General features: G+C 44.2%; 24 protein-coding genes. 7 read left to right on the plus strand and 17 right to left on the minus strand.

Translation table 11 applies throughout. From position 1 onward, the window contains the following. Nucleotides 1-118: 118 nt before the first annotated feature. Both acnA and V1498_RS11375 read right to left on the minus strand, forming a co-directional pair. Nucleotides 119-2839 (minus strand): aconitate hydratase AcnA, encoded by a 2721-nt coding sequence (acnA, locus tag V1498_RS11370; RefSeq protein WP_409293727.1) that lies wholly within the window; start codon nucleotides 2837-2839, stop codon nucleotides 119-121. Between the two features lie 369 nt (nucleotides 2840-3208). Beyond that, nucleotides 3209-3478, minus strand: coding sequence for a hypothetical protein (locus V1498_RS11375; protein ID WP_409293729.1), 270 nt, complete (start codon nucleotides 3476-3478; stop codon nucleotides 3209-3211). A 136-nt stretch (nucleotides 3479-3614) separates the two neighbouring features. Between V1498_RS11375 and V1498_RS11380 the strand changes: the two genes are divergently transcribed. After that, nucleotides 3615-3749, plus strand: a complete 135-nt coding sequence (locus V1498_RS11380; protein WP_409293079.1) for a small acid-soluble spore protein P — start codon at nucleotides 3615-3617, stop codon at nucleotides 3747-3749. A gap of 40 nt (nucleotides 3750-3789) precedes the next feature. On the opposite strand, the gene map is transcribed toward V1498_RS11380, so the two are convergent. From map to V1498_RS11395, 3 genes are all read right to left on the minus strand, one after another. Further along, nucleotides 3790-4530 (minus strand): type I methionyl aminopeptidase, encoded by a 741-nt coding sequence (gene map / locus V1498_RS11385; protein ID WP_409293731.1) that lies wholly within the window; start codon nucleotides 4528-4530, stop codon nucleotides 3790-3792. Nucleotides 4531-4589: 59 nt separating this feature from the next. After that, on the minus strand, nucleotides 4590-5243 hold the full coding sequence (locus tag V1498_RS11390; RefSeq protein ID WP_409293733.1) for a FusB/FusC family EF-G-binding protein: 654 nt from the start codon (nucleotides 5241-5243) through the stop codon (nucleotides 4590-4592). Between the two features lie 254 nt (nucleotides 5244-5497). Continuing rightward, nucleotides 5498-5761, minus strand: coding sequence for a CD3324 family protein (locus tag V1498_RS11395; protein ID WP_409293735.1), 264 nt, complete (start codon nucleotides 5759-5761; stop codon nucleotides 5498-5500). A 471-nt stretch (nucleotides 5762-6232) separates the two neighbouring features. Here V1498_RS11395 and V1498_RS11400 point away from each other — a divergent pair, with 471 nt between their 5' ends. Next, nucleotides 6233-7018 (plus strand): formate/nitrite transporter family protein, encoded by a 786-nt coding sequence (locus tag V1498_RS11400; protein ID WP_409293737.1) that lies wholly within the window; start codon nucleotides 6233-6235, stop codon nucleotides 7016-7018. Between the two features lie 65 nt (nucleotides 7019-7083). On the opposite strand, the gene V1498_RS11405 is transcribed toward V1498_RS11400, so the two are convergent. From V1498_RS11405 to selA, 5 genes are all read right to left on the minus strand, one after another. Continuing rightward, nucleotides 7084-7212, minus strand: coding sequence for a hypothetical protein (locus tag V1498_RS11405; protein ID WP_409293738.1), 129 nt, complete (start codon nucleotides 7210-7212; stop codon nucleotides 7084-7086). A 130-nt stretch (nucleotides 7213-7342) separates the two neighbouring features. Further along, entirely contained in the window at nucleotides 7343-7552 is a 210-nt protein-coding gene (gene sspI, locus V1498_RS11410; protein WP_409293739.1) for a small acid-soluble spore protein SspI, read from the minus strand. A 79-nt stretch (nucleotides 7553-7631) separates the two neighbouring features. Beyond that, nucleotides 7632-8057, minus strand: a complete 426-nt coding sequence (locus tag V1498_RS11415; RefSeq protein WP_409293740.1) for a GNAT family N-acetyltransferase — start codon at nucleotides 8055-8057, stop codon at nucleotides 7632-7634. Then, nucleotides 8058-8564 (minus strand): dihydrofolate reductase, encoded by a 507-nt coding sequence (locus V1498_RS11420; RefSeq protein WP_409293742.1) that lies wholly within the window; start codon nucleotides 8562-8564, stop codon nucleotides 8058-8060. Between the two features lie 73 nt (nucleotides 8565-8637). Beyond that, nucleotides 8638-10077 carry an L-seryl-tRNA(Sec) selenium transferase gene (selA, locus tag V1498_RS11425; protein WP_409293743.1) on the minus strand — a complete coding sequence of 480 codons (1440 nt, stop codon included), beginning with the start codon at nucleotides 10075-10077 and terminating at the stop codon, nucleotides 8638-8640. An 87-nt stretch (nucleotides 10078-10164) separates the two neighbouring features. Between selA and V1498_RS11430 the strand changes: the two genes are divergently transcribed. After that, nucleotides 10165-10464 carry a hypothetical protein gene (locus V1498_RS11430; RefSeq protein WP_409293744.1) on the plus strand — a complete coding sequence of 100 codons (300 nt, stop codon included), beginning with the start codon at nucleotides 10165-10167 and terminating at the stop codon, nucleotides 10462-10464. 261 nt (nucleotides 10465-10725) lie between these two features. Here the strand turns inward: V1498_RS11430 and V1498_RS11435 are convergent. Further along, nucleotides 10726-12080 (minus strand): IS3 family transposase gene (locus tag V1498_RS11435; protein ID WP_409293746.1). Its coding sequence is split into 2 segments (ribosomal slippage): nucleotides 10726-11627 and nucleotides 11627-12080, totalling 1356 coding nucleotides; the frame shifts between segments, so codons are not numbered across the junction. A 75-nt stretch (nucleotides 12081-12155) separates the two neighbouring features. Then, the gene (locus V1498_RS11440) at nucleotides 12156-12299 is read right to left on the minus strand and encodes an Rdx family protein (protein WP_409293747.1); all 144 of its coding nucleotides are present in this window, start codon (nucleotides 12297-12299) and stop codon (nucleotides 12156-12158) included. Between the two features lie 289 nt (nucleotides 12300-12588). On the opposite strand from V1498_RS11440, the gene selD reads away from it, so the two are divergent. Continuing rightward, nucleotides 12589-13644 carry a selenide, water dikinase SelD gene (gene selD / locus V1498_RS11445; protein ID WP_409293749.1) on the plus strand — a complete coding sequence of 352 codons (1056 nt, stop codon included), beginning with the start codon at nucleotides 12589-12591 and terminating at the stop codon, nucleotides 13642-13644. Between the two features lie 218 nt (nucleotides 13645-13862). Here selD and V1498_RS11450 read toward each other — a convergent pair whose 3' ends face one another. Then, nucleotides 13863-14177, minus strand: coding sequence for a hypothetical protein (locus tag V1498_RS11450; RefSeq protein WP_409293750.1), 315 nt, complete (start codon nucleotides 14175-14177; stop codon nucleotides 13863-13865). Nucleotides 14178-14309: 132 nt separating this feature from the next. Beyond that, on the minus strand, nucleotides 14310-14660 hold the full coding sequence (locus V1498_RS11455) for a general stress protein (RefSeq protein WP_409293752.1): 351 nt from the start codon (nucleotides 14658-14660) through the stop codon (nucleotides 14310-14312). Between the two features lie 161 nt (nucleotides 14661-14821). Between V1498_RS11455 and V1498_RS11460 the strand changes: the two genes are divergently transcribed. Next, nucleotides 14822-15088, plus strand: coding sequence for an autorepressor SdpR family transcription factor (locus tag V1498_RS11460; RefSeq protein WP_409293753.1), 267 nt, complete (start codon nucleotides 14822-14824; stop codon nucleotides 15086-15088). A gap of 18 nt (nucleotides 15089-15106) precedes the next feature. Next, nucleotides 15107-15742 carry an SdpI family protein gene (locus V1498_RS11465; protein WP_409293754.1) on the plus strand — a complete coding sequence of 212 codons (636 nt, stop codon included), beginning with the start codon at nucleotides 15107-15109 and terminating at the stop codon, nucleotides 15740-15742. Nucleotides 15743-16034: 292 nt separating this feature from the next. Here the strand turns inward: V1498_RS11465 and V1498_RS11470 are convergent, their stop codons facing one another. From V1498_RS11470 to V1498_RS11480, 3 genes are all read right to left on the minus strand, one after another. Beyond that, entirely contained in the window at nucleotides 16035-16862 is an 828-nt protein-coding gene (locus V1498_RS11470) for a GNAT family N-acetyltransferase (RefSeq protein WP_409293756.1), read from the minus strand. Further along, complete coding sequence (locus V1498_RS11475; protein ID WP_409293758.1) at nucleotides 16841-17395, minus strand: DinB family protein; 555 nt, start codon at nucleotides 17393-17395, stop codon at nucleotides 16841-16843. Before V1498_RS11475 ends, V1498_RS11470 begins: the two co-directional genes overlap by 22 nt. A gap of 160 nt (nucleotides 17396-17555) precedes the next feature. Then, nucleotides 17556-18575 (minus strand): EAL domain-containing protein, encoded by a 1020-nt coding sequence (locus tag V1498_RS11480; RefSeq protein ID WP_409293759.1) that lies wholly within the window; start codon nucleotides 18573-18575, stop codon nucleotides 17556-17558. 135 nt (nucleotides 18576-18710) lie between these two features. On the opposite strand from V1498_RS11480, the gene V1498_RS11485 reads away from it, so the two are divergent. Continuing rightward, nucleotides 18711-19622 (plus strand): nuclease-related domain-containing protein, encoded by a 912-nt coding sequence (locus tag V1498_RS11485; protein WP_409293760.1) that lies wholly within the window; start codon nucleotides 18711-18713, stop codon nucleotides 19620-19622. Nucleotides 19623-19794: the final 172 nt, after the last annotated feature.

Raw genomic sequence — 19794 nt, forward strand, 5'->3', positions numbered from 1 at the left:
CACAATCTTAAAAAGAAAAATCTGCTCTGCGAACTAAACTGTCTGTATAGACTGGTGGATACAAAAAAAGGCCTCTACGAAAGAGGCCTTTTTTTACCCTGTTAAGGGTCCGTCTATCTTAAGCTTCAGCTTTCGCTTTACTCAATTTTTGACGAAGGACCATTTGCAGGATTCCGCCATGACGGTAGTATTCAATTTCAACTTCACTGTCAAAGCGCACAAGCACTTCAAATCGTTTGGTATTTCCGGCTTCATCCGTCGCAGTCACTTTCAGGATATCACGCGGTTTAACCTTTTCATCCAGCTGGACGCTGATGGTTTCTTTTCCGGTCAATCCGTGGGTTTCTGCATTTTCGCCAGCCTTGAATTGAAGCGGCAGTACGCCCATCAATACAAGATTTGAACGATGGATCCGCTCAAAGCTCTCAGCAAGGACGGTTTTGATGCCTAGAAGGTTTGTTCCTTTTGCAGCCCAGTCACGGGAGCTTCCCATTCCATAATCTTTTCCTGCGATAACCACAAGGCCTGTGCCATCCTGCTGATATTTCATGCAGGCATCATAGATGCTCATCACTTCGTTAGTTGGCCAGTATGTGGTATACCCACCTTCTGTTCCTGGAGCAACCTGGTTCTTGATGCGGATGTTTGCGAAAGTACCGCGCATCATTACTTCATGGTTGCCGCGTCGTGAACCGTAAGAGTTGAAATCACGCGGTTTTACGCCATTTGCACGGAGATAGAGCCCTGCAGGGGTATCTTTCCCGATTGCACCGGCAGGCGAGATATGGTCTGTTGTTACTGAGTCGCCGAATTTCGCAACCACTTTCAATCCATTTAACGGCTTCACTTCTTCAGGATCAGGTGATAATCCTTCAAAGAATGGAGGGTTTTGGATATAAGTGGACTGGTCATCGAACTGATAGATGGAATCATCGTTTGTTTCAATTTCATTCCAGCGCTGGTTGTCCCTGAATACATTGTTATATTCTCTGCGGAACAATTCTGGAGTTACCGTGCGTCCTACCACTTCAGCAATTTCTTCCTTAGTCGGCCAGATATCCTTCAGGAATACGTCATTTCCGACAGAATCCTTGCCCAGGACATCATTTTCAAGATCTACATTCACATTACCGGCAAGCGCATAAGCAACAACCAGCGGTGGTGATGCAAGGTAGTTCCCCTTCACAAGCGGATGGATGCGGCCTTCAAAGTTTCGGTTTCCTGAAAGCACAGATGTGACGAGCAGGTCAGAATCCGCAACCGCTTTTTCAACATCGAGCTCAAGCGGGCCGGAGTTTCCGATACAGGTTGTGCAGCCATAGCCTACAATGTTGAAGCCTAGCTTATCAAGGTAAGGCTGGAGCCCTGAATCACGCAGATATCCAGTAACCACCTTAGAACCTGGTGCAAGAGATGTTTTTACAAAGCTAGGTACTTCAAGGCCTTTTTCGATTGCTTTTTTGGCAAGAAGGCCGGCAGCAACGAGTACATATGGATTAGAAGTGTTTGTACAGCTCGTAATGGCAGCTATCGCCACGGCGCCTGTCTTCATTGTCACTTCTTCACTATTCAATTGGAACGTAATTTCGCGGTCAAGGTCAGCAGCCTGAAGGCCAAAGCCCTGGTTGCCGGCCGGTGCGCTCACAGCGTCAACAAACGACTGCTGCATCTGGGAGAGCGGGATCAAATCCTGAGGACGCTTTGGACCTGAAAGGTTAGCCTCAATAAGGGAAAGGTCGATTTCCACTACGTCTGTATAAACAGGTTCGATGTCAGGAGTCAGCCATAAACCGTTTTGCTTGCAGTATTCTTCAACAACCTGAATGTGTTCAGGGTCACGGCCGGTCAGGTGCATATACGCAATCGCTTCCTGGTCAACCGGGAAGAATCCGCATGTAGCGCCATATTCAGGGGCCATATTGGCAATCGTCGCACGATCTGCAAGAGGAAGTGCAGAAACGCCAGGCCCGAAGAACTCGACGAATTTCCCTACAACGCCTTTTTTACGAAGCTCCTGGGTCACTTTAAGTGCCAGGTCAGTGGCTGTTGCACTATTAGGCATTTCGCCTACAAAACGGACACCCACTACTTCTGGAACCGGGAAATAGGAAGGCTGTCCAAGCATGCCTGCTTCGGCTTCAATTCCGCCCACTCCCCAGCCAAGGACTCCAAGTCCGTTGATCATGGTAGTATGAGAATCTGTCCCTACGAGTGTATCCGGATACAATTCAACTTCACCGTCTTCACCTTTTGCAGCGTGGACTACATCGGCCAGGAACTCAAGGTTAACCTGGTGGACGATCCCTGTTGCAGGAGGAACTGCGCGGTAGTTGTCAAATGCTTTCTGTGCCCAATTCAGGAACTGATAGCGCTCGGCATTCCGTTCGAACTCAAGATCCATATTGAATTGCAGGGAATCTGCAGAACCTGCCCTGTCAACCTGTACAGAGTGGTCAATAACTAGGTCAACCGTTTTTTCCGGGTTGATTTCATCCGGATTTCCGCCCAGGTCAGACATTGCCTTCCTCATGGATGCAAGGTCAACTACCACTGGCACACCAGTGAAATCCTGAAGGATGACACGTGTCGGCTTGAATGGTACATCCACTTCCTGGACACCGTCTGTTCCCCATTTTGCAAGATTTTCTACATGTTCTTTTTTAATTACGAAGCCGTCTTCCTGGCGGAGTACGGATTCAAGAAGAACCTTGATTGAGTAAGGCAGTTTTGAAACCTCAGCCACGCCAGCTTCTTCCAATGCATTTAAACGATAATAATTGTAGCGCTTTCCATTTAGTTCAAAAGAACTGCGGGATTTGAAAATATCGTTCTTTGCCATCAACAAACACCCCTTTTTTTCAGAAAAAAATTCATAGTTTAATAGATATATGTGAGGCCTGGCAATCCTCTAAGAAAATAAACCAAGTCTCTTTAATAATACTGGATATCTAGAAAAATGTCGAAAAATTCGAACGCGCTTTTCCCAGCTACCTAACAATATTATATTATTCCTTTATTGGCAATAAGTAAATTACAAGTATGTTATTGAATGGCATAAGTATATCTTATGACAGTGGATTATCTGCCTGTTTTATCTCATCCGAGAAAAAGCATTGGTTTTAGAAAGTTTTTTTAATCATTATTTCCACAAAATAATTTTAGCCAAAAATAGTAAAAAACTGGAGCATCTGTATGCCCCAGCCCGCTTTTATTCCATTTCCTCGATTTCCTTCATGATACTGTGAAGATCACCCTGGAACTCTCTCAGCTGAACCCGCTGATGCTCTGAAGCATTCTCCAGGGCATTTTCAATCTGCTGGAATGCCTCGTTTACTTCTTCCTTCAATCTCTTGACCTGTGAGCCGATAGCCGGCCCGCCCCTGTCAAGCCCGCCGGCTTCGACCCGGGCCTGTTCGTAGCTCTGCTGTGCAGCCTGGAATGCCTGCTGCTTGTCTTTATGGTAAGGATATTGCTGCATAACCTTCCCTCCTTGATCTCGTCTTCTTCAAGTTATGATGTGCCGGAAGGAAGAAATTATGCAGGTGGCAGCCAAAAACTTCAGGGATAATGGACGCACGGAAATGCAAAAATATATAGCAGGGGGGGAATGTATAATGAGTAAATCAAGTGCGAGAAGAAATGCTCCAGCCCACATCCATTCGACTCAGCCGGAGCCAGCCAGCGGATCACATAAAGTAAAAAATCATAATCACACACGTGCCAAGCATCATGCGAAACACGATATGTAATATGAAAAAATGCGGCATCCATTATGGATGCCGCTGTACATTATAAGGTCAATATAACCGGCCCATTTTTCGTGATGATCAGGGTATGCTCGTACTGGGCAACAAAGCTATCATCCGTTACATACGTCCAGCCGTCATCCAGCTGATACACCTCTTCATCCTTTGTTGATATGAATGGTTCAAATGCAATGACCATCCCATCCTTCAACAGCTCATCATCGGAAGGCTCATTGTAATTATAGATATGATCAGGGGCTTCATGAATTTTCCGGCCAATGCCATGACCAGTCAAATTTTTAATCACAGTAAGGCCGTTTTTCCTGGCTGTGTTCATGACCGCCTTGCCAAGCCCGCTCTTTTTTGAACCCGGCTTCGCTTTAAGAAGGCCAGCCTCAAACGCTTCTTTGGCCACTTCACAAATTTTCTCAAGCTTTGGATCGCCTTTACCCGCAACAAACGATACACCTGTATCCGCGAAATACCCATTCTTGGAGCCGGATACATCTATGTTGACAAGATCGCCTTCCCCAACTACCCTCCCGCCTGGAATTCCGTGCGCTACCTCTTCATTCACACTAATGCAGGAATAGCCTGGAAAGCTGTATTGTCCCTTTGGTGCAGATTGCGCGCCTTCTTCTTCAAACATTTGACCGGCAATCTGGTCTAATTCCAATGTAGTGATGCCGGGCACTGTTCGCTTCACCAGTTCATTCCGGATTTTGGCCACGATTCTGCCTATTTCCTTTAACCCTGTAAAATCTTCTTCTGTTTTAGCTATCATTATGCATATCCTGCCTTATCGTTTATTTCCTTGAAACCACCTGAGTTAAGGATGGACTCTCACTTATCCTTCAGTATTTCCATGATAAAATCATTCAGATACTGAGTATCTGTTATTTTTTTATTGCATTCTTCACTGTCAAAGCATACATAATTCCCGACTGCCTTATAATAGTCAGGATTATTCGATTTCCTAGCTTTGGTGACAGCGGATATGAATACTGACTGTCCATGGGTGCTGCAGAAAGAGCACACATTGTGCTTGCTGGACATGGTAAACCTGAATTCAACCCCGGCAAGTCTGCCATCCACTTCAGCGATGATATATTTTTTATTCGTGCCGATATCTGTCCAGCCCAGGTACGTGATAGGTTCAGAACCAAGTTTGGATAAATCCGGTATCTTTAGCTTCTTGCTCTTGGGAAATAGCTTTTTGATCTTTTGTTCTGATATCTCTGGGAAAGGCAGCAAATAGGCTTGCAGCTGCTCAACGAAAGAATCAAGTTCTGCATCATCCCGCGCCCTCGTAATGTCCAAAAGATCCGCCTGTTCCCTGTCTGCTTCCGGAAAGAGGGCCATGATCTTGGCATAGGCACTATCCTTTACCGCTTTTGCCACTGAACCATCGATTCCCTTTTTAGAAGAACCCTTGATGATGGCGGCCTGCTTTTTTATGGAATTATATTGATGATTCAATATGAATTGTTCAGTCATAATTTGATACCCCCGGTTAAGCTTATTCTACACAAATCAATTCATGTTATGAAGTAAACAGCACTCCCATATCAATTTACATCCATTATAGCTGACCGTATATACCGAGTTTAATTCCTAATCAAATATGCCGGTACTGAAAAAAGCACTTCATTCGCAGTGAAGTGCCGAAACCGAAAGATAAGTTCGATGAATCATGAACTTCTGCGATTTTTAAAATACTGAAGAAGTAGACAGATCTGCCATCTCCCCCGCTATCTTTTGTAAACAATCTTCTTAATTGTTTCCTGAGATAGATGATAATGTGCAGCCAGTTCGGAAATTGGAATTCCATCATTGAACTTCATCTTCATTTGCTGATTCCGCTCTTCAAGAATTCTCTTGCTGCCAGACTGGGTCCCCCATTTTTCATGTGCGGTTTCAGGTTTTGGGATGTAAATGGTTTCCCCTTGAACATACTTCTGTATTTCACTAATCAAGCTTTGCGGCAGGACTGCTGCCGCTCTTACATATTTCATCTCGGCCCGCTCCTTATTTATTAAAATTTAAAATAAGGGCAAAGCCTGAATATGGTTTATGGAGGCGATATCAATTTTTTCTGTCCCATGCAAAGGATCGCCCACACTCAGGCTTTGCATGAGCCGATGCAGTATCTGGCAAATATTTGTTCACCTTACATCACCTCCTGAGGCTATTAATATCTACATTATAAACCATACTATTTAATGATGCACCGGATAGAAAAATGATCATGGACAGAACGATTTTCAACAAATAACATTAGTTTTTTTCATATTTCGACTATTTTTATGATATTTACTGATGGATAGCTTTCCTTACCCCTTCTTTAAATACAATCTGTCAGCATACACTCGTCCCTGTGAAGAATCAGATTTTCAGCGGTAAGGCGGGTAATTATCCAAGTAAAATGTTTAAATATCCGTTTTAACTGGAAAATAATAAATAGCTGGACTATTAGGAGGTTAGATATGTCATTTCATCAGCCAAAGCAAATTGCAGAGATTTCAGTTGAGGCAGGAGTAAAAAAGGCTGGCATGAATCTGAGGAGCATGCTGATCCTGGGGTTTCTTGGAGGGGCTTTTATATCCATCGGCTTCCTTCTTGATATCAGGGTTTCAGCCGACCTGCCGAAGGACTGGGGAACGTTTGGCAGCTTCCTTGGGGCAGCAGTTTTCCCGCTGGGACTAATTTTGATTGTCCTGGCAGGAGGTGAGCTTCTGACTGGTAATATGATGTCGGTTCCGCTCGCCTACTTTATGAATAGGATTACGCTTGGACAGCTTTTGAAGAATTGGGGCATCATTACCATTGCAAATCTTGCTGGTGCACTTTTTGTTGCTTATTTTTTTGGCCATGTGGCTGGTCTGACGGAAGAAGGTGCCTTTTTAGAAAAAACCGCATCCATCGCACAGCATAAAATTGATGATACCTTCCTGCAGGCGCTGGTGTCAGCGATCGGGTGCAACTGGCTTGTCGGTCTCGCAGTATGGCTTGCCTATGGATCTGAGCAGATGAGCGGCAAGATCCTCGGGATTTGGTTTCCCATCATGGGTTTCGTCGCGATCGGTTTTCAGCACGTTGTAGCCAATATGTTTGTAATTCCCGCAGCTATCTTTGCAGGCCAGGCAGGATGGGATGATTTCGTTTATAACTTCATTCCGGTCTATATCGGCAATGCGATAGGCGGAAGTATTTTTGTGGCCATGGCCTATTTTTATGCTTATAAAAAGGACATGTTCCAGGAGAAAATTTAATAAAGGCACAAGACAAGGGATGCCGCCAATGGACGGCATCCCTTGTCTTTAATGGGGGCTAAGCTTTAGTCTTTCTTTTTGAACAATTCACTTCGGTGCTTGTAAAAATAAATCAGGTACGGAAAGGAAAGGATCAGCAGCATTTCAACAGCTGTTATGATCTCATCCATAATCCCTTTGAAAAAGACCAGCACATCATCCACCCCAAAAAAGTCAAAATTCCTTCTATTTATCTTAACCCTTCCCTATTTAAACTACAAATATATATGCGAAAGACACACTAAAAAGCAGTCCCCCCATGTACGGAGAACCGCTTTAAAAATCTTACTTCGGCAGTCCGCCGGCGATGGTCTGGAGCATTCCCTGCTTTGCCTGTTCCGGGGCGTTCTGCCAGATCACTTCAAATAATACACCAAGGCCAGGAAGCATTAATTCCTCGCCGCTAGAAACAGCATCGACAATTGTATCCTCGAGCTCTTCCGGGGAATTTCCAATCACGTTTTTCTTGACGGCTTCCCTAATATTTACAGCCATGCTAACCCTCCTAACAGTCTGATCCTGCTTAGGATTCACAGCTTTAGGAAAAGTATGTACAGATTGGGCAGTTTTTGAATTATAAATCCTTCTTTAAATAGTGATGGACAAAAGCGCCCCCTGCATTTTCAATACGCCCATATTCCTGATAACCCATCTTCTTATAAAAATCAAAGGCCTGGAAGCTGAGGGTGTCAAGCTTAATAAAAGTGCATCCATTCTTCTCGGCCACATTTTCCGCTTCTGATAAGAGTCTTCTGCCAAGTCCGCTCTTTCTCTTTTCTTCCTCAATGAATAAATACTTGACTTCCATCCAGTCCCAGCAGATTTCACAAAGGATTCCGCCATGGATTCTGCCTTCTTCATCCTTCACGAACAAATTTACTTCCTGGTATCTCCCATGAAGGCTTTCATCAAAGTGTGCCGCATTGAATTCATACATCTTCCTGTTGATGAATTGCCCCGCCTCCAGGCTTTCATCCCTGGAGATGATCAGATTTTTCATTTATAAATCCTCCTGCTTGGGTCCTTTTTTATCATAAACACGGAAATAGTAATCATATGGATTTCTTTCATCCTTTGGTCCCTTTTCATTGGAAACCAGTATCCATTCATTTTGATCAATAGCTGGGAAAAACGTATCTCCCTCAAAGGTCTCGTCAATATAGGTGATATAAAGCCTGTCAGCAATCGGCAGTGTCAGCTTGAATATTTCGGAGCCGCCGATTACAAAAAGCTCTTCCTCTGTCTCTTTTTCAAGTGCCTTTAATTCCTCGATACTGTGAATGACAGAGCATCCTTCAGCCGAGAAATCGCCGCTTCTCGTCATGATGATATTCTTACGGCCCGGCAGCGCTCTCCCGATAGACTCAAACGTTTTCCTGCCCATCACAATTCCATGGCCCATCGTCGTCTCTTTAAAAAACCGCAAATCCGCCGGAATACTCCACGGCAGATTATTATCCCTCCCAATCACCCGTTCCCGGTCCATTGCCACAATAAACGAAATCATAACCCAAAAACCCCTTCCAATTCCGGGGACAGTCCCCTATTTCCCAAACCTAAAAAAGCTGATACCGCAAGCTTTATAAGCCATAACTTGGGGGGACAGTCCCCATTTCCCGTGCTATTTTCATAAGTATCGCGGCAGCCTCAGCCGTTTCTCTGTCTGTCATGGTCCGGACATCAAAGAATATTTCATCTTTGGCGATCCTGGTGATGACCGGAACATCATTTGAACGCAGGGCCCTGTGAAGTGCTTCGGCCGATAAGGCTGTATGGCTTACAGAGACTCCCCACGTAGAAATTTCTTCACCTGGCAGTGTCCCGCCGCCAATCATGCTTGTGCTTTGGATAACTCTTGCATACAATTCAGCAGAGTCTTCCAGCTGCCCACAGAACGCTTCTGCTCTTTTTTCCAATACTGCCGGCTCTGTCAAGATATCCCTCAGTGCAGGATTCTGTCTCACCGCGGCATTGCCTTTCCGATATTCAAAGAGAGAAGCCTCCAAAGCGGCCAGTGTCATTTTATCAACACGGAGCACCCTTGCCAGCTGATGCTTTTTCAGTACGTCTATGTATTTTTTTCTCCCGGCTATAATGCCGGCCTGGGGACCTCCCAGCAGCTTGTCACCGCTGAAGGAAACAAGATCGGCACCAGCATTTAGAACTTCTTTGATCAAGGGCTCATGGCCGATTCCCGCTGAAGGGAGATCGTGGAGCATCCCGCTCCCCAGGTCTTCATAAAAGACAAGACCTTCCTGCTCCCGGACGAGCATAGCAAGCTCTTCCGTTGAGACTGTCTCAGTGAAGCCCACGACTTTGAAGTTGGATGTATGTACCTTAAGGAGCATGGCCGTATTTTCCGTGACTGCATCCCGGTAATCCGCTAACCGCGTTTTATTGGTGGTTCCCACTTCCTTTAAAATCGCGCCGCTTTCCTCCATAATAGAGGAAATCCTGAAAGAGCCGCCGATCTCAACAAGCTGCCCCCTCGATACAATGACCTCCTGATCCCTGCCGAATGCACGCAGTATAAGAAAAACGGCTGCCGCATTATTGTTGACTGCCATCGCTGCCTCTGCACCCGTAATCTCGCAGATCCACTCCTCAATATGATCGTGCCTTGAACCCCTCGCCCCTTCTTCAAGACGGTATTCAAGATTGGAATAATTGCCGGCAATGTCGGTAACATGCTTCAGCACTTCCTCACTGAGCCTTGCTCTGCCAAGGTTTGTATGAAGCACGATTCCTGTTGCGTTAATGACCCGCTTCAGTTTGTATGTGAAACTCTTTTGCAATTCTGCTGCCGCCGCCTGTATGATGGTATTAAAGAAAGCTTCTGAACCTGGCACAGCTCCCTTCCATGTATCCTTCAGCACCTGCTTACGGACAAAGGCCAGCTGCTGTTTAATCCCGGAGGTTAATAAATTTTCATCCACTCCTGCATCCCTCATGAGGTCCTGAAACTCTTTCCGCTTCTGGAACTCATGGACGGCTGGTATCATTCTGACTAGCCTGCTCAAGAAATAACCTCCACACCTGTATCATTTTTTTCATTATAACACTTTTCACGAATAGGTTTAAAACAAGGCTGAATAAGGAGGAACAGGATGAATTATGAAGAATGGATGCTGCTGTCACTTGATGACCCCTTCACCGGCTACCTCGATTGGGCAGAATTCAGGGTGGATGTCTATGATGCCCCGCTCTTCTACCAAGTGGAGGCTTCAATTGAGGGAGATGGACTGACTCAATATGCCATTGGAGTAAACGAAGCTGAATTGTCTGTACAATTCACATTCCCCGATAATTTAAAAGAACGCAAAATATACTTTCACTTCCCTATCCAAAACAGGATCATCCAGACGAGACTGACCAATAATTATTTAGAAATCACGATTCTCAAATAATGCCGCTGCCCGGCTGTCTTTAAAGCAGAAAATCAACATGAGTTTTCTACTCGCAACCGAAGCATGGAAAGGAATCTATACAAGAGCAGGAACAAACACAATAAGGCGGTGGAGCGGAGTAAGGCATGAAGAAATACCGGCAATATCCATGATGTTCACAGACTGCCCGGATCCTTATGATTCAAGCGGTTGCGCCCCTTTTCCACAGAAAAAAGCAGAGCTCAGTGAAGTGACCCCTAAAAGTTAGACACGGTTATTACATCAGGCAGCTTGCTCAAAATGAGTCCGGTATTGTACCGGACTCATTTTGAATTTTGCCTTCATCCGTTTCGTATTATAATACTGTATGTATTTTTGTAGTTCTTTTTTAAAATGCTCTATACTTTTAAATTCCTTAAAGTAAAGAAATTCTGATTTCATGATTCCAAAGAAATTCTCCATAACTGAATTATCATAACAGTTTCCCTTACGGGACATGCTTTGCTTAATTCCTCTTTCCTGGAGGGCATGACGATATGGTTTCATCTGATAATGCCAGCCTTGATCCGAATGCATCATTAGTTTATGATCTTCCGGCAAGCGTTCTAGAGCTTTCCCTAGCATCTCCGAAACAAGGGAGTAGGTGGGTCTAGAGCCGATCGTATATGTAATGACTTCCCCGTTAAATAAATCCAATACAGGCGATAAATAAAGCTTCTTACCAAACAACTTAAACTCTGTAATATCCGTGACCCACTTCTGGTTTGGGGAATCCGCTTTAAATTGACGATCTAAATGATTTGGTGCGATTTTTCCTACCGTTCCCTTATACGATTTATATTTTTTCATCCGAACCAAACATTTTATCCCAAGTTCTTTCATAATACGCTGGACCTTTTTATGGTTTACCTTTTGTCCACGGTTCGCTAATTCATCACGTATTCGACGGTAACCATAACGGCCGTCATGTTCCCCATAAATAGCCTTGATTTCAGCTTTCAAGTCGCGATCTGGATCTGGCCGATTCATTTTCTTCACTAAGTCATAATAGGTGCTGCGTGGAATATCAGCGAGCTTGACGAGTTCTTTCACCGGGTATTCATGCCTTAATTCATAGACTACTTGCGCTTTGTCTTTTTTGGTGATTTTTCCTTGTTTTGAACTAAGGCATTCAACTTTTTTAAATACTCATTTTCCATTTCTAGTTGTTTAATGCGCAATTCGAGTGCCTCTACAGATCCTTCAACTGGTAATTGTTTAGGTTGTTTATTAGACTTACCTTTCATAGATGGACGCCCCTTTTGAATCGGTTCAAGGGCTTCTAGACCACCGGCCTCCATCTTTCTCTGCCAATCATACACCATTGTATAACTAGAGATTTTAAAGAGGGCTGCAGTCTCCATAAATGTCGCACCAGTTTGAACCATGTAGTTTAGTACATCAAGTTTAAAACTAGCAGGACCGTTTGTATAGGAGTTTTTCAGCCCATCTTCCCCATGTAATTCATATAATTTCAACCAATATTGAAATTGGGCTCTGGGAACACCCATTTGTTTTGCATATTCGCTTTGAGATATTATTTTCTGGTTATAGCCTTGAATGATATTTATTTTTACATCACTTGTATATTTAGTCATAAATAAAAACTGCACCTCCAATTATTAGATCATGTCTAACAATTGGGGTGCAGTTCACAGCTGCTCTGCTTCTTCTTATTGCTTCAATGCTTCCATCTGCTGAATGATATCCACTGATTTAGGGAAACGTCCGGTTTCCTTTTTGGAATATAGCAGCTGATCATTTACGGTCACTTCAAAAATGCCGCCGGATGCCGGCACTAATTCAAGCTTTACCACATTTCCCCGAAAGTGGCTGAAAAGGTCTTCTGCGAAACTCGCAGCTTTAGGTGAGTAATTTCACATCATGCAAAATTCTACTTTTACTTCAAATGCCATCCCTGCACACCTCCATTTCATTCATTTCTGTTTTATTATCATACCCAATTTTTCGGGGAGTTGACAAAGAAAAAATCCTGATCATGAATATCCCGGAACAGCCCGGTGTTCCTTCAAGCATATATTTTTGGTGATTTCCACCGTTCATAGTACAATCTATAAGTAATAGTTAAATGGGAGGTGCAGGCGGATGTCAGAGCATGAAAAATTAAGGCTTACAGCCCTTTCCACCAAAGCTGGCTGAGGCTGTAAAATTGGTCCAGAGGACCTGGCGCAAGTTTTGCGTCTTTTGCCAAAGCAGGAAAGTATGCCAGAAGTGCTTGTCGGGAACGAAACTTCCGATGATGCAGGAGTTTATAAATTAACAGACGAGCTGGCATTAATCCAGACGGTCGATTACTTCACACCTGTCGTTGATGATCCTTATATGTTCGGCCAGATCGCGGCCGCCAATTCCTTAAGCGATGTGTATGCAATGGGAGGCGAGCCGAAGACGGTCCTGAACATTGTCGGCTATCCGATCAAGAAGCTAGGCACCGAGATCCTTGCAGACATCCTGCGCGGGGCATCGGATAAGGTTCAGGAAGCTGGGGCTGTGACGATCGGCGGACATTCCATAGATGATCAGGAGCCGAAATTCGGCCTGTCCGTCACAGGTCTTATCCATCCGGATAAAATATGGAAAAATGTCGGCGCCCAGCCAGGTGATGCACTTGTATTGACCAAGCCCCTCGGAGTCGGGATCATGACAACAGGCATCAAAAGAGATGCTGTTACCGACGAACAGGCTGCCGAGGTTACGGCTGTCATGGCCCAATTGAATAAGACAGCAGCTGAAAAGCTGACTGCCTACCAGCCACACGCCGTAACGGATGTAACAGGTTTCGGCCTTTTGGGACATGCAAGCGAAATCGCACGCTCAAGCAATGTGAGCTTTGATATCTTTTACCGCAGTGTTCCTCTTTTAAAAGGGACCTACAGCCTGGCCGCTGCCGGCGTCGTACCTGGAGGAACACGTTCCAATTTCAAATGGCTTGCCGATGATATTGCCTATTCTGATTCATTAAACGAAGCTGAACAGCTGATTCTTTGTGACTCCATCACCTCTGGCGGCCTCCTTGTCAGCATGGATGAGAAGGAAGCGGCCCAGTACGTGGAAGACCTGCATCAAGCAGGCATCATGGATTCTGCTGTCGTAGGAAAAGTCCACAAACGCGGAGAGAAGCTCATCACCGTTTACAAATGATAAAAAAAAACCGGCTCGCTTCCTGAATTCATTACAGGTGCGGCCGGTTCTTTTTCTGTGGAAAAGGGGCGGAGATTACAAAGGCTTCCTGCAGCTTGATGTACTATCATTTATCTTGCCGGTAAACCTATTTCGCCTTATTCCGCTCCACCGCCTTATTGTTTGGTCCTGCTCCTGTCCAGGTTCCTTTCCATGCAGAGGCTGAAGACTCATGTTTGTTATATGAAATAATCTTTATAGTAGATGAAAGAAGCAATCAAAGAAACCACGGTATATAAGACGGCGGTATAAAAAGCGTATGACGGGGAAAAGCCTGTTTTTTCTTCCTCCACCTTCAGCCCTGTCAGCCCCTGGACACTCAGCCTCGCATTATTTGAAGTAAACCCTCCTGTTGAAGTAAAAAAATATATGAGTACAGCAAAAGCCAGACCAATAAAGAATGAAGCGTCCAAAAAAGTAAACCCCATCAGGGTGACTCCAAAATTCACCCCTCCCATCAGCAACAATGTGACCAGACAAACCGCAGCCCTCATCCCGCTCCTCCTCCTGAACTTAAAAATAATGTTCATTTTTACTTATTTTCTATTTCAGGAGCAAGAGTTCCTTCCCTTTTTTAAGTCCCGAAAAAATAAATGGCTTCCTATCCAGGAAGCCCATTTTAACCTTTATTTTTTTTCATCGTTCCGGATCATGACTACAATTCTTCCCTTTTCAATTTCATCCATATATTTCGGTGTATGATCTTCCGGCACCCCGTTGTTTTCAAGATGCTCGTCAAGATGATCATCGACATCCATAAAGAACCTCATCGCTCTATCAAAAAAGGATTCATCTTCCTTCTCCTGGGTGGTTATCACCGTATAGTCAAATTGCTCCTCGCCTTCGAAATCAAGAACATCCTGGTTCTTCGCAATGAACGTGAATAAATACTCCTCATATCCCCTTTCCTGAAGCCTTCGAATTTCTTCCTTTGCCTCCTTGGTGCTGTCAAAAACCCCTAGTACGTCCTGTGTCATACTTACCCTCTCCTCTCTCATACTTGTTTATTGCCAGTTGTGGAAAATCGTAAACTCGTTCATACACCGTTACTTGTACTTTATTTGCAGAGGGTTTACAAAGAATGGATTTTGTTGTATTATTTAGTTAAATACTTAAATAACTAAATAGGGTGTTAAAAATGAATGAAGCTTTCAAAGCGCTATCCGATCCAACAAGAAGAAAGATACTTGATTTGCTTAAAGAAAAAGATCTGGCTGCAGGCGAAATTTCGGATCACTTTAACATGAGCAAGCCAAGCATTTCACAGCATCTGAAAATCCTGAAGCATGCAGGGCTCGTGCAGGATGAGAAAAAAGGGCAGTATGTTCTGTACTCATTGAACACAACAGTATTTCAGGACCTGATTGGATGGGCCCTCGGTTTCACTGAAACCAAAGAAAATTAGTATTGGGGGAACTATTTTATGAAAAAGCATTTTTTGCCGCTGCTCATCGTAGCAGCAGTCATTATTGTCTGGCTCTCCGCATATCCGGACCTTCCGGCGGAGATTCCCACTCACTGGAATTCCAGCGGAGAAGTGGACGGCTATTCAAGCAAGCTTAGTGCGATGCTGACATCAATCGGCATGCTGATCATCATTTACCTTATCCTGCAATTTATTCCGCGGGTGGATCCAAAGAGGAAGAATTATCAATTGTTCTCTAAAGGCTATAAAAACACGAATATAGCCATTCTTATCTTATTCTTTTTCATCAATATGCTGACAATCGGGGCCGGCCTGGGCTTTGATTTTGATATGGATAACCTGGTACCCCTTTCCGTCGGCCTCCTCCTTTTGGTAATAGGGAATTATATGCCGCAGTTCAAGCCCAATTATTTCGTCGGCATAAAGACACCCTGGACATTGAACAATGAGGATGTCTGGAAAAGGACGCACCGCTTTGGCGGGCGGGTCTTTATTGCCGGTGGACTGCTGTTAATGCTTTCAACCCTTTTGCCAGACTCCATTGAATTCTTAGTACTGCCTGTTATTCTGCTTATTGCCCTTCTTCCCATCCTATATTCCTACCGAATACATCGTAAAATGGAGCAGAATTAATACTTGAGAAAAGCCGGAGTCTTAAGAGCCGGCTTTTTGCATATAATTCGTTTATGACAGATAAATGGGGGTAATAGGTAACTATCAACCAGATTATGACAAAAGGAGGGCTGCCATTGAATGCTGCAGACTTAATTTGGACGATTCCCGCCGTATTGGGAATTGGCTTTGGAATATCCATATATGCGCTGGCTAAACGTCCTAAATTCCAGGAGCGCAGGCGAGGGTGATGGAAAGGCTGAATCGGCCATTTCCGTCGTCCTTTTTTTGTATTGCGGTTGATTTCATGTATTTAGGAAAACGTAGATTTACTTAATCGCGCGCCACAGGCTTTTTCATAAAATTCAATGGGGCCTGCCTGCTGAATTTTTATAGAATCACAGCCCCTTCTCTTCATATCCTTTAAGCAGTGATGAAGAAGCGCTGAACCTGTACCCTGCTGTCTAAATTTAATGGAAGTGCCCATCGGCCCGAAGACACCTTTCCCGGTAATATCATAGCAGGCAAACCCAGTAAGAATGCCGCCTGAATAGGACAGGCGGATTGGTATTTCTTCATGGTGAAAGCCTTCAATCGCAGTACTTACCCAGCGCTCGCCAAACTCCTCCCTGATAAATGCCATCACCTCATCCAGATCTTCAGTTTGGGCACGCCTGATTTCCCCTTTATAAAGAAAATTGTCAGGAAACTGATAGTTCTCAAGGTGAACAAACATATCCCTTGGCATTGCTGCAATTTTGAGAATTTCCTCCTTTTTCTTTTCAGAGAGACTATGCGTCAGTCCGCACAGTCCCCTGATCACATGTCCTTCATTCATGACAACCTGGTTATACCTCTTCATCTCATCCAGTGCCCTGCCCATCAGTATACTGATTTCATGTGTCACCTTCTCCATAAAAGGCCTGATGTTACTCTCTCCCCTCCCAGGCGGCTGCTTCTCAGCTTGTATAAGCATAAATGGGAGAAGATCACTGTATTGTTGATTCACTTCTGCGAGCGGGCCTGAATTTTCGAGCAGCAGCCCAAGCCAAATATGTATGCTGTCCACTGCTGATTCCCTTGAATTCGCTTCACGCTCCGCAATTCTGATAACCCGGATTAATCGATCTGAATACCGCAAGCAGCAGCACCCCTTTCATTTGAACGGAGCATGCGGATCAGCATCCTTATCTGCCCCCGGTGGCTGATTTCGTCCTCCAGCACATGAAACCATAGGTAATAATGGTTATAGGGAATGCCATTTGACCAAGACTTCTCTTCATAAAGCCAGGCATCATCTCTCTCACAAAATCCAGCCAGCGTCCCTTCCCTTACTTCCCGCAGCTGTTCAGTATAATAAGACAAAGGGTTATTTTTCACTTCTTCCCTGCTCTTATCGCTTAAATAAAGTCCATGCTGCCACCGCTTCAATTCCCCTTCATTCATATCTCTGCCCTCGAATGAGATGTGCTGATGCACTTTCTCTATGGCCGCAATGTGGAAAAGCAGTGAACCGATACTATTTCCGCCAGATTCTGGTGCATAGTCAAGCTCTTCCGGCTGAAGGCCGCTCAGCTCCTGCAGCATGGACTCCCTGACATGCTCGAGCATCCAGAAAAGCTCCCCGATTCGGCCTTTTAACGGGGATTTATTTCCCAATGTATATTGAATCATTCCATCTCCCCCTCAGATATTACTTTACCAGCCCATAAAGAAAATATAAGCCTAAAATTTCCAATTTTAATCTGGTATAATGAGATAGACAGATAGATTTTTTAGGAAAAAGAGAAAGGGATTTCCCTTTAGCTGGAAATCCCTTTTTAGTGAATAAAATTTATAGTGTGACAGGATGATCCATCGGCTTTGAAAAATAATAGCCCTGGAATAAGTCATATCCCATATCCGTAAGAAAATTAAGGTCTTCTTCCGTCTCAACACCCTCGGCAAGCGCCTTTGCATTCATCCCGTGGGCGAGATTCAGTACAGACCTGGCAACATCCTGTTTCAATGGATCTGCCGCAATCCCGTTCGTGAATTCGATAGCAAGCTTTACGACATCCGGCTCCATCTGCTGAAGCAGTTCCAGCTGATTGAAGCCTGTACCCACATCATCCAGCGCATATTTAAAGCCATGTGACCGGTAGTAGTTCAAAATCCTTTTCAAATGATCCAGGTCTTTTACTTCATCCGTCTCCACCACTTCAAAAACCACCTGCTCCGGCTTAATGTTCATCTCCTGAATCAGCTTGAAGGTAGCTTGAAGGCAGTGCTCCGGAACGTAAATTGCAGTCGGGATGAAATTGATGAAAACCAATTTGTCTTCGACGGCCCGGGCATTTCTCACAGCAGTCATTCTGCAGGCTCGGTCTAAAGAAAACACACGGTTTCTGACACGTGCGGCTTCAAACAATTTATACGGCGGGATGACACCCCCATCTTCATCAAGACCTCTGGAGAGAAGCTCATATCCCATGACCTCCGGCTTGCCGGAATCTACTTTAACAATAGGCTGATAATATGTACAAAGTGAACTTTCTTCAATCACACGGTCAATCCAGGCAGCTTCCCGCTCTTCTTTAAATGATTCCAGCTTTCTAAGGTTATGTAGTTCCCCTAATGGTTCTTTTGTCTTCGACAACACTGCAAAAATCTGATCCGATTCATAATGGGCCTCAAGATAATCCATCAAATCATAAAATACACTTTCCTCAGCCCACACCATTCTCTCATTCACATGCTTCCACTTATTTTCTTCAAATTTATCGAAATAGCCATTCAGCAAATCTGCCCGTTCTTCCCCTGCAAAATAAATCGTATAGCCCCGCAGCGTGGGGAGGCACACCTCACATCCCATAACCATCCTCCTAGTAATCACTTCTCTACATTATATTACATATTTCAATATTAATGGGTTAATAAGTATTTTTTGCTAATTTATTTTCTATAGATTACTAGTTAATTTGACCTATTAAAAATAAGGATGTGGACCATGATCTATAAATCGCGGACAGAGCCGCCTGAACTATCCATATTAAAATCTCTTTTTTCCCGTAGAGAATTATCCCAGGAGGATATGCAGCAGATACTTTATCTGCAAAAAGGACATGAAGGAGAAATGTATCTTGATTCCCTGTTAGAAAAGCTGTCCATGGAATGTCTTGTGCTAAATGACCTGAGGCTCATGTATACCGGCACTTTCTTTCAAATTGACTCTTTAATCATCGCTTCAGGGAGCATCTACCTTCTGGAAGTCAAAAATTATGAGGGAGATTATTATTACGAAGCAGGAAAGCTATACAAAAATCCCCGCTATGAAGTCGCAAATCCTCTTCATCAACTAAACAGAACTGAAACCCTCCTGCGGCAGCTGCTGCAAAAGCTGGGCTGCACCACCCCCATATCCTCATCCGTCATCTTCACCCATCCAGAATTCACCCTGTTTCAAGCTCCCACGAACAAACCAATCGTCCTCCCCACAAGCATTAACCGGTTTTTTGGCACCCTGAACAATACTCCCTCCAGGATTCAAGAAAAACATAGACTGTTAGCCAAGCAATTAACAGCCATGCATATTCAGGACTATCCCCATAAAACATTGCCCCCTTACAAATTTGAAGAACTCCGGAAAGGAATCCCTTGTGCAGCCTGCAAATCATTCGTGACTCATTCAAATACAAAGGAAGTGATTTGTGAGACTTGCCGATATAAAGAAACAGTGGAAGAATCGGTTTTGCGTATGACAAGAGAAATTATCCTTCTGTTTCCGGAAAAGAGGATTACCACTATTCTGGTTAGTCAGTGGTGTAGGGAACAGCTGCCAATCAGGAAAATACAAAAGATTCTAGAATTAAATTATAAGAAGACTGGCGTAGGCAGAGGTACGTATTACGAAAAACAATGATGTGAGCTTCTTCACAGCCATTTTCCCCTGCATCCGAGCTCATTCTCATACCAAGTATTCTTTTACAACCATTTCTCCCTTCATCCGAGCCGATTTTGGTTCTAATTGTTCCTTTACAACCATTTCTCCCTATATCCCAGTTCTTTTTGGTTCAAATTGTTCCTTTATAACC

This window comes from Paraperibacillus marinus (assembly GCF_046237605.1).
In the GTDB taxonomy this organism is placed as follows: domain Bacteria; phylum Bacillota; class Bacilli; order Bacillales; family DSM-1321; genus Paraperibacillus; species Paraperibacillus marinus.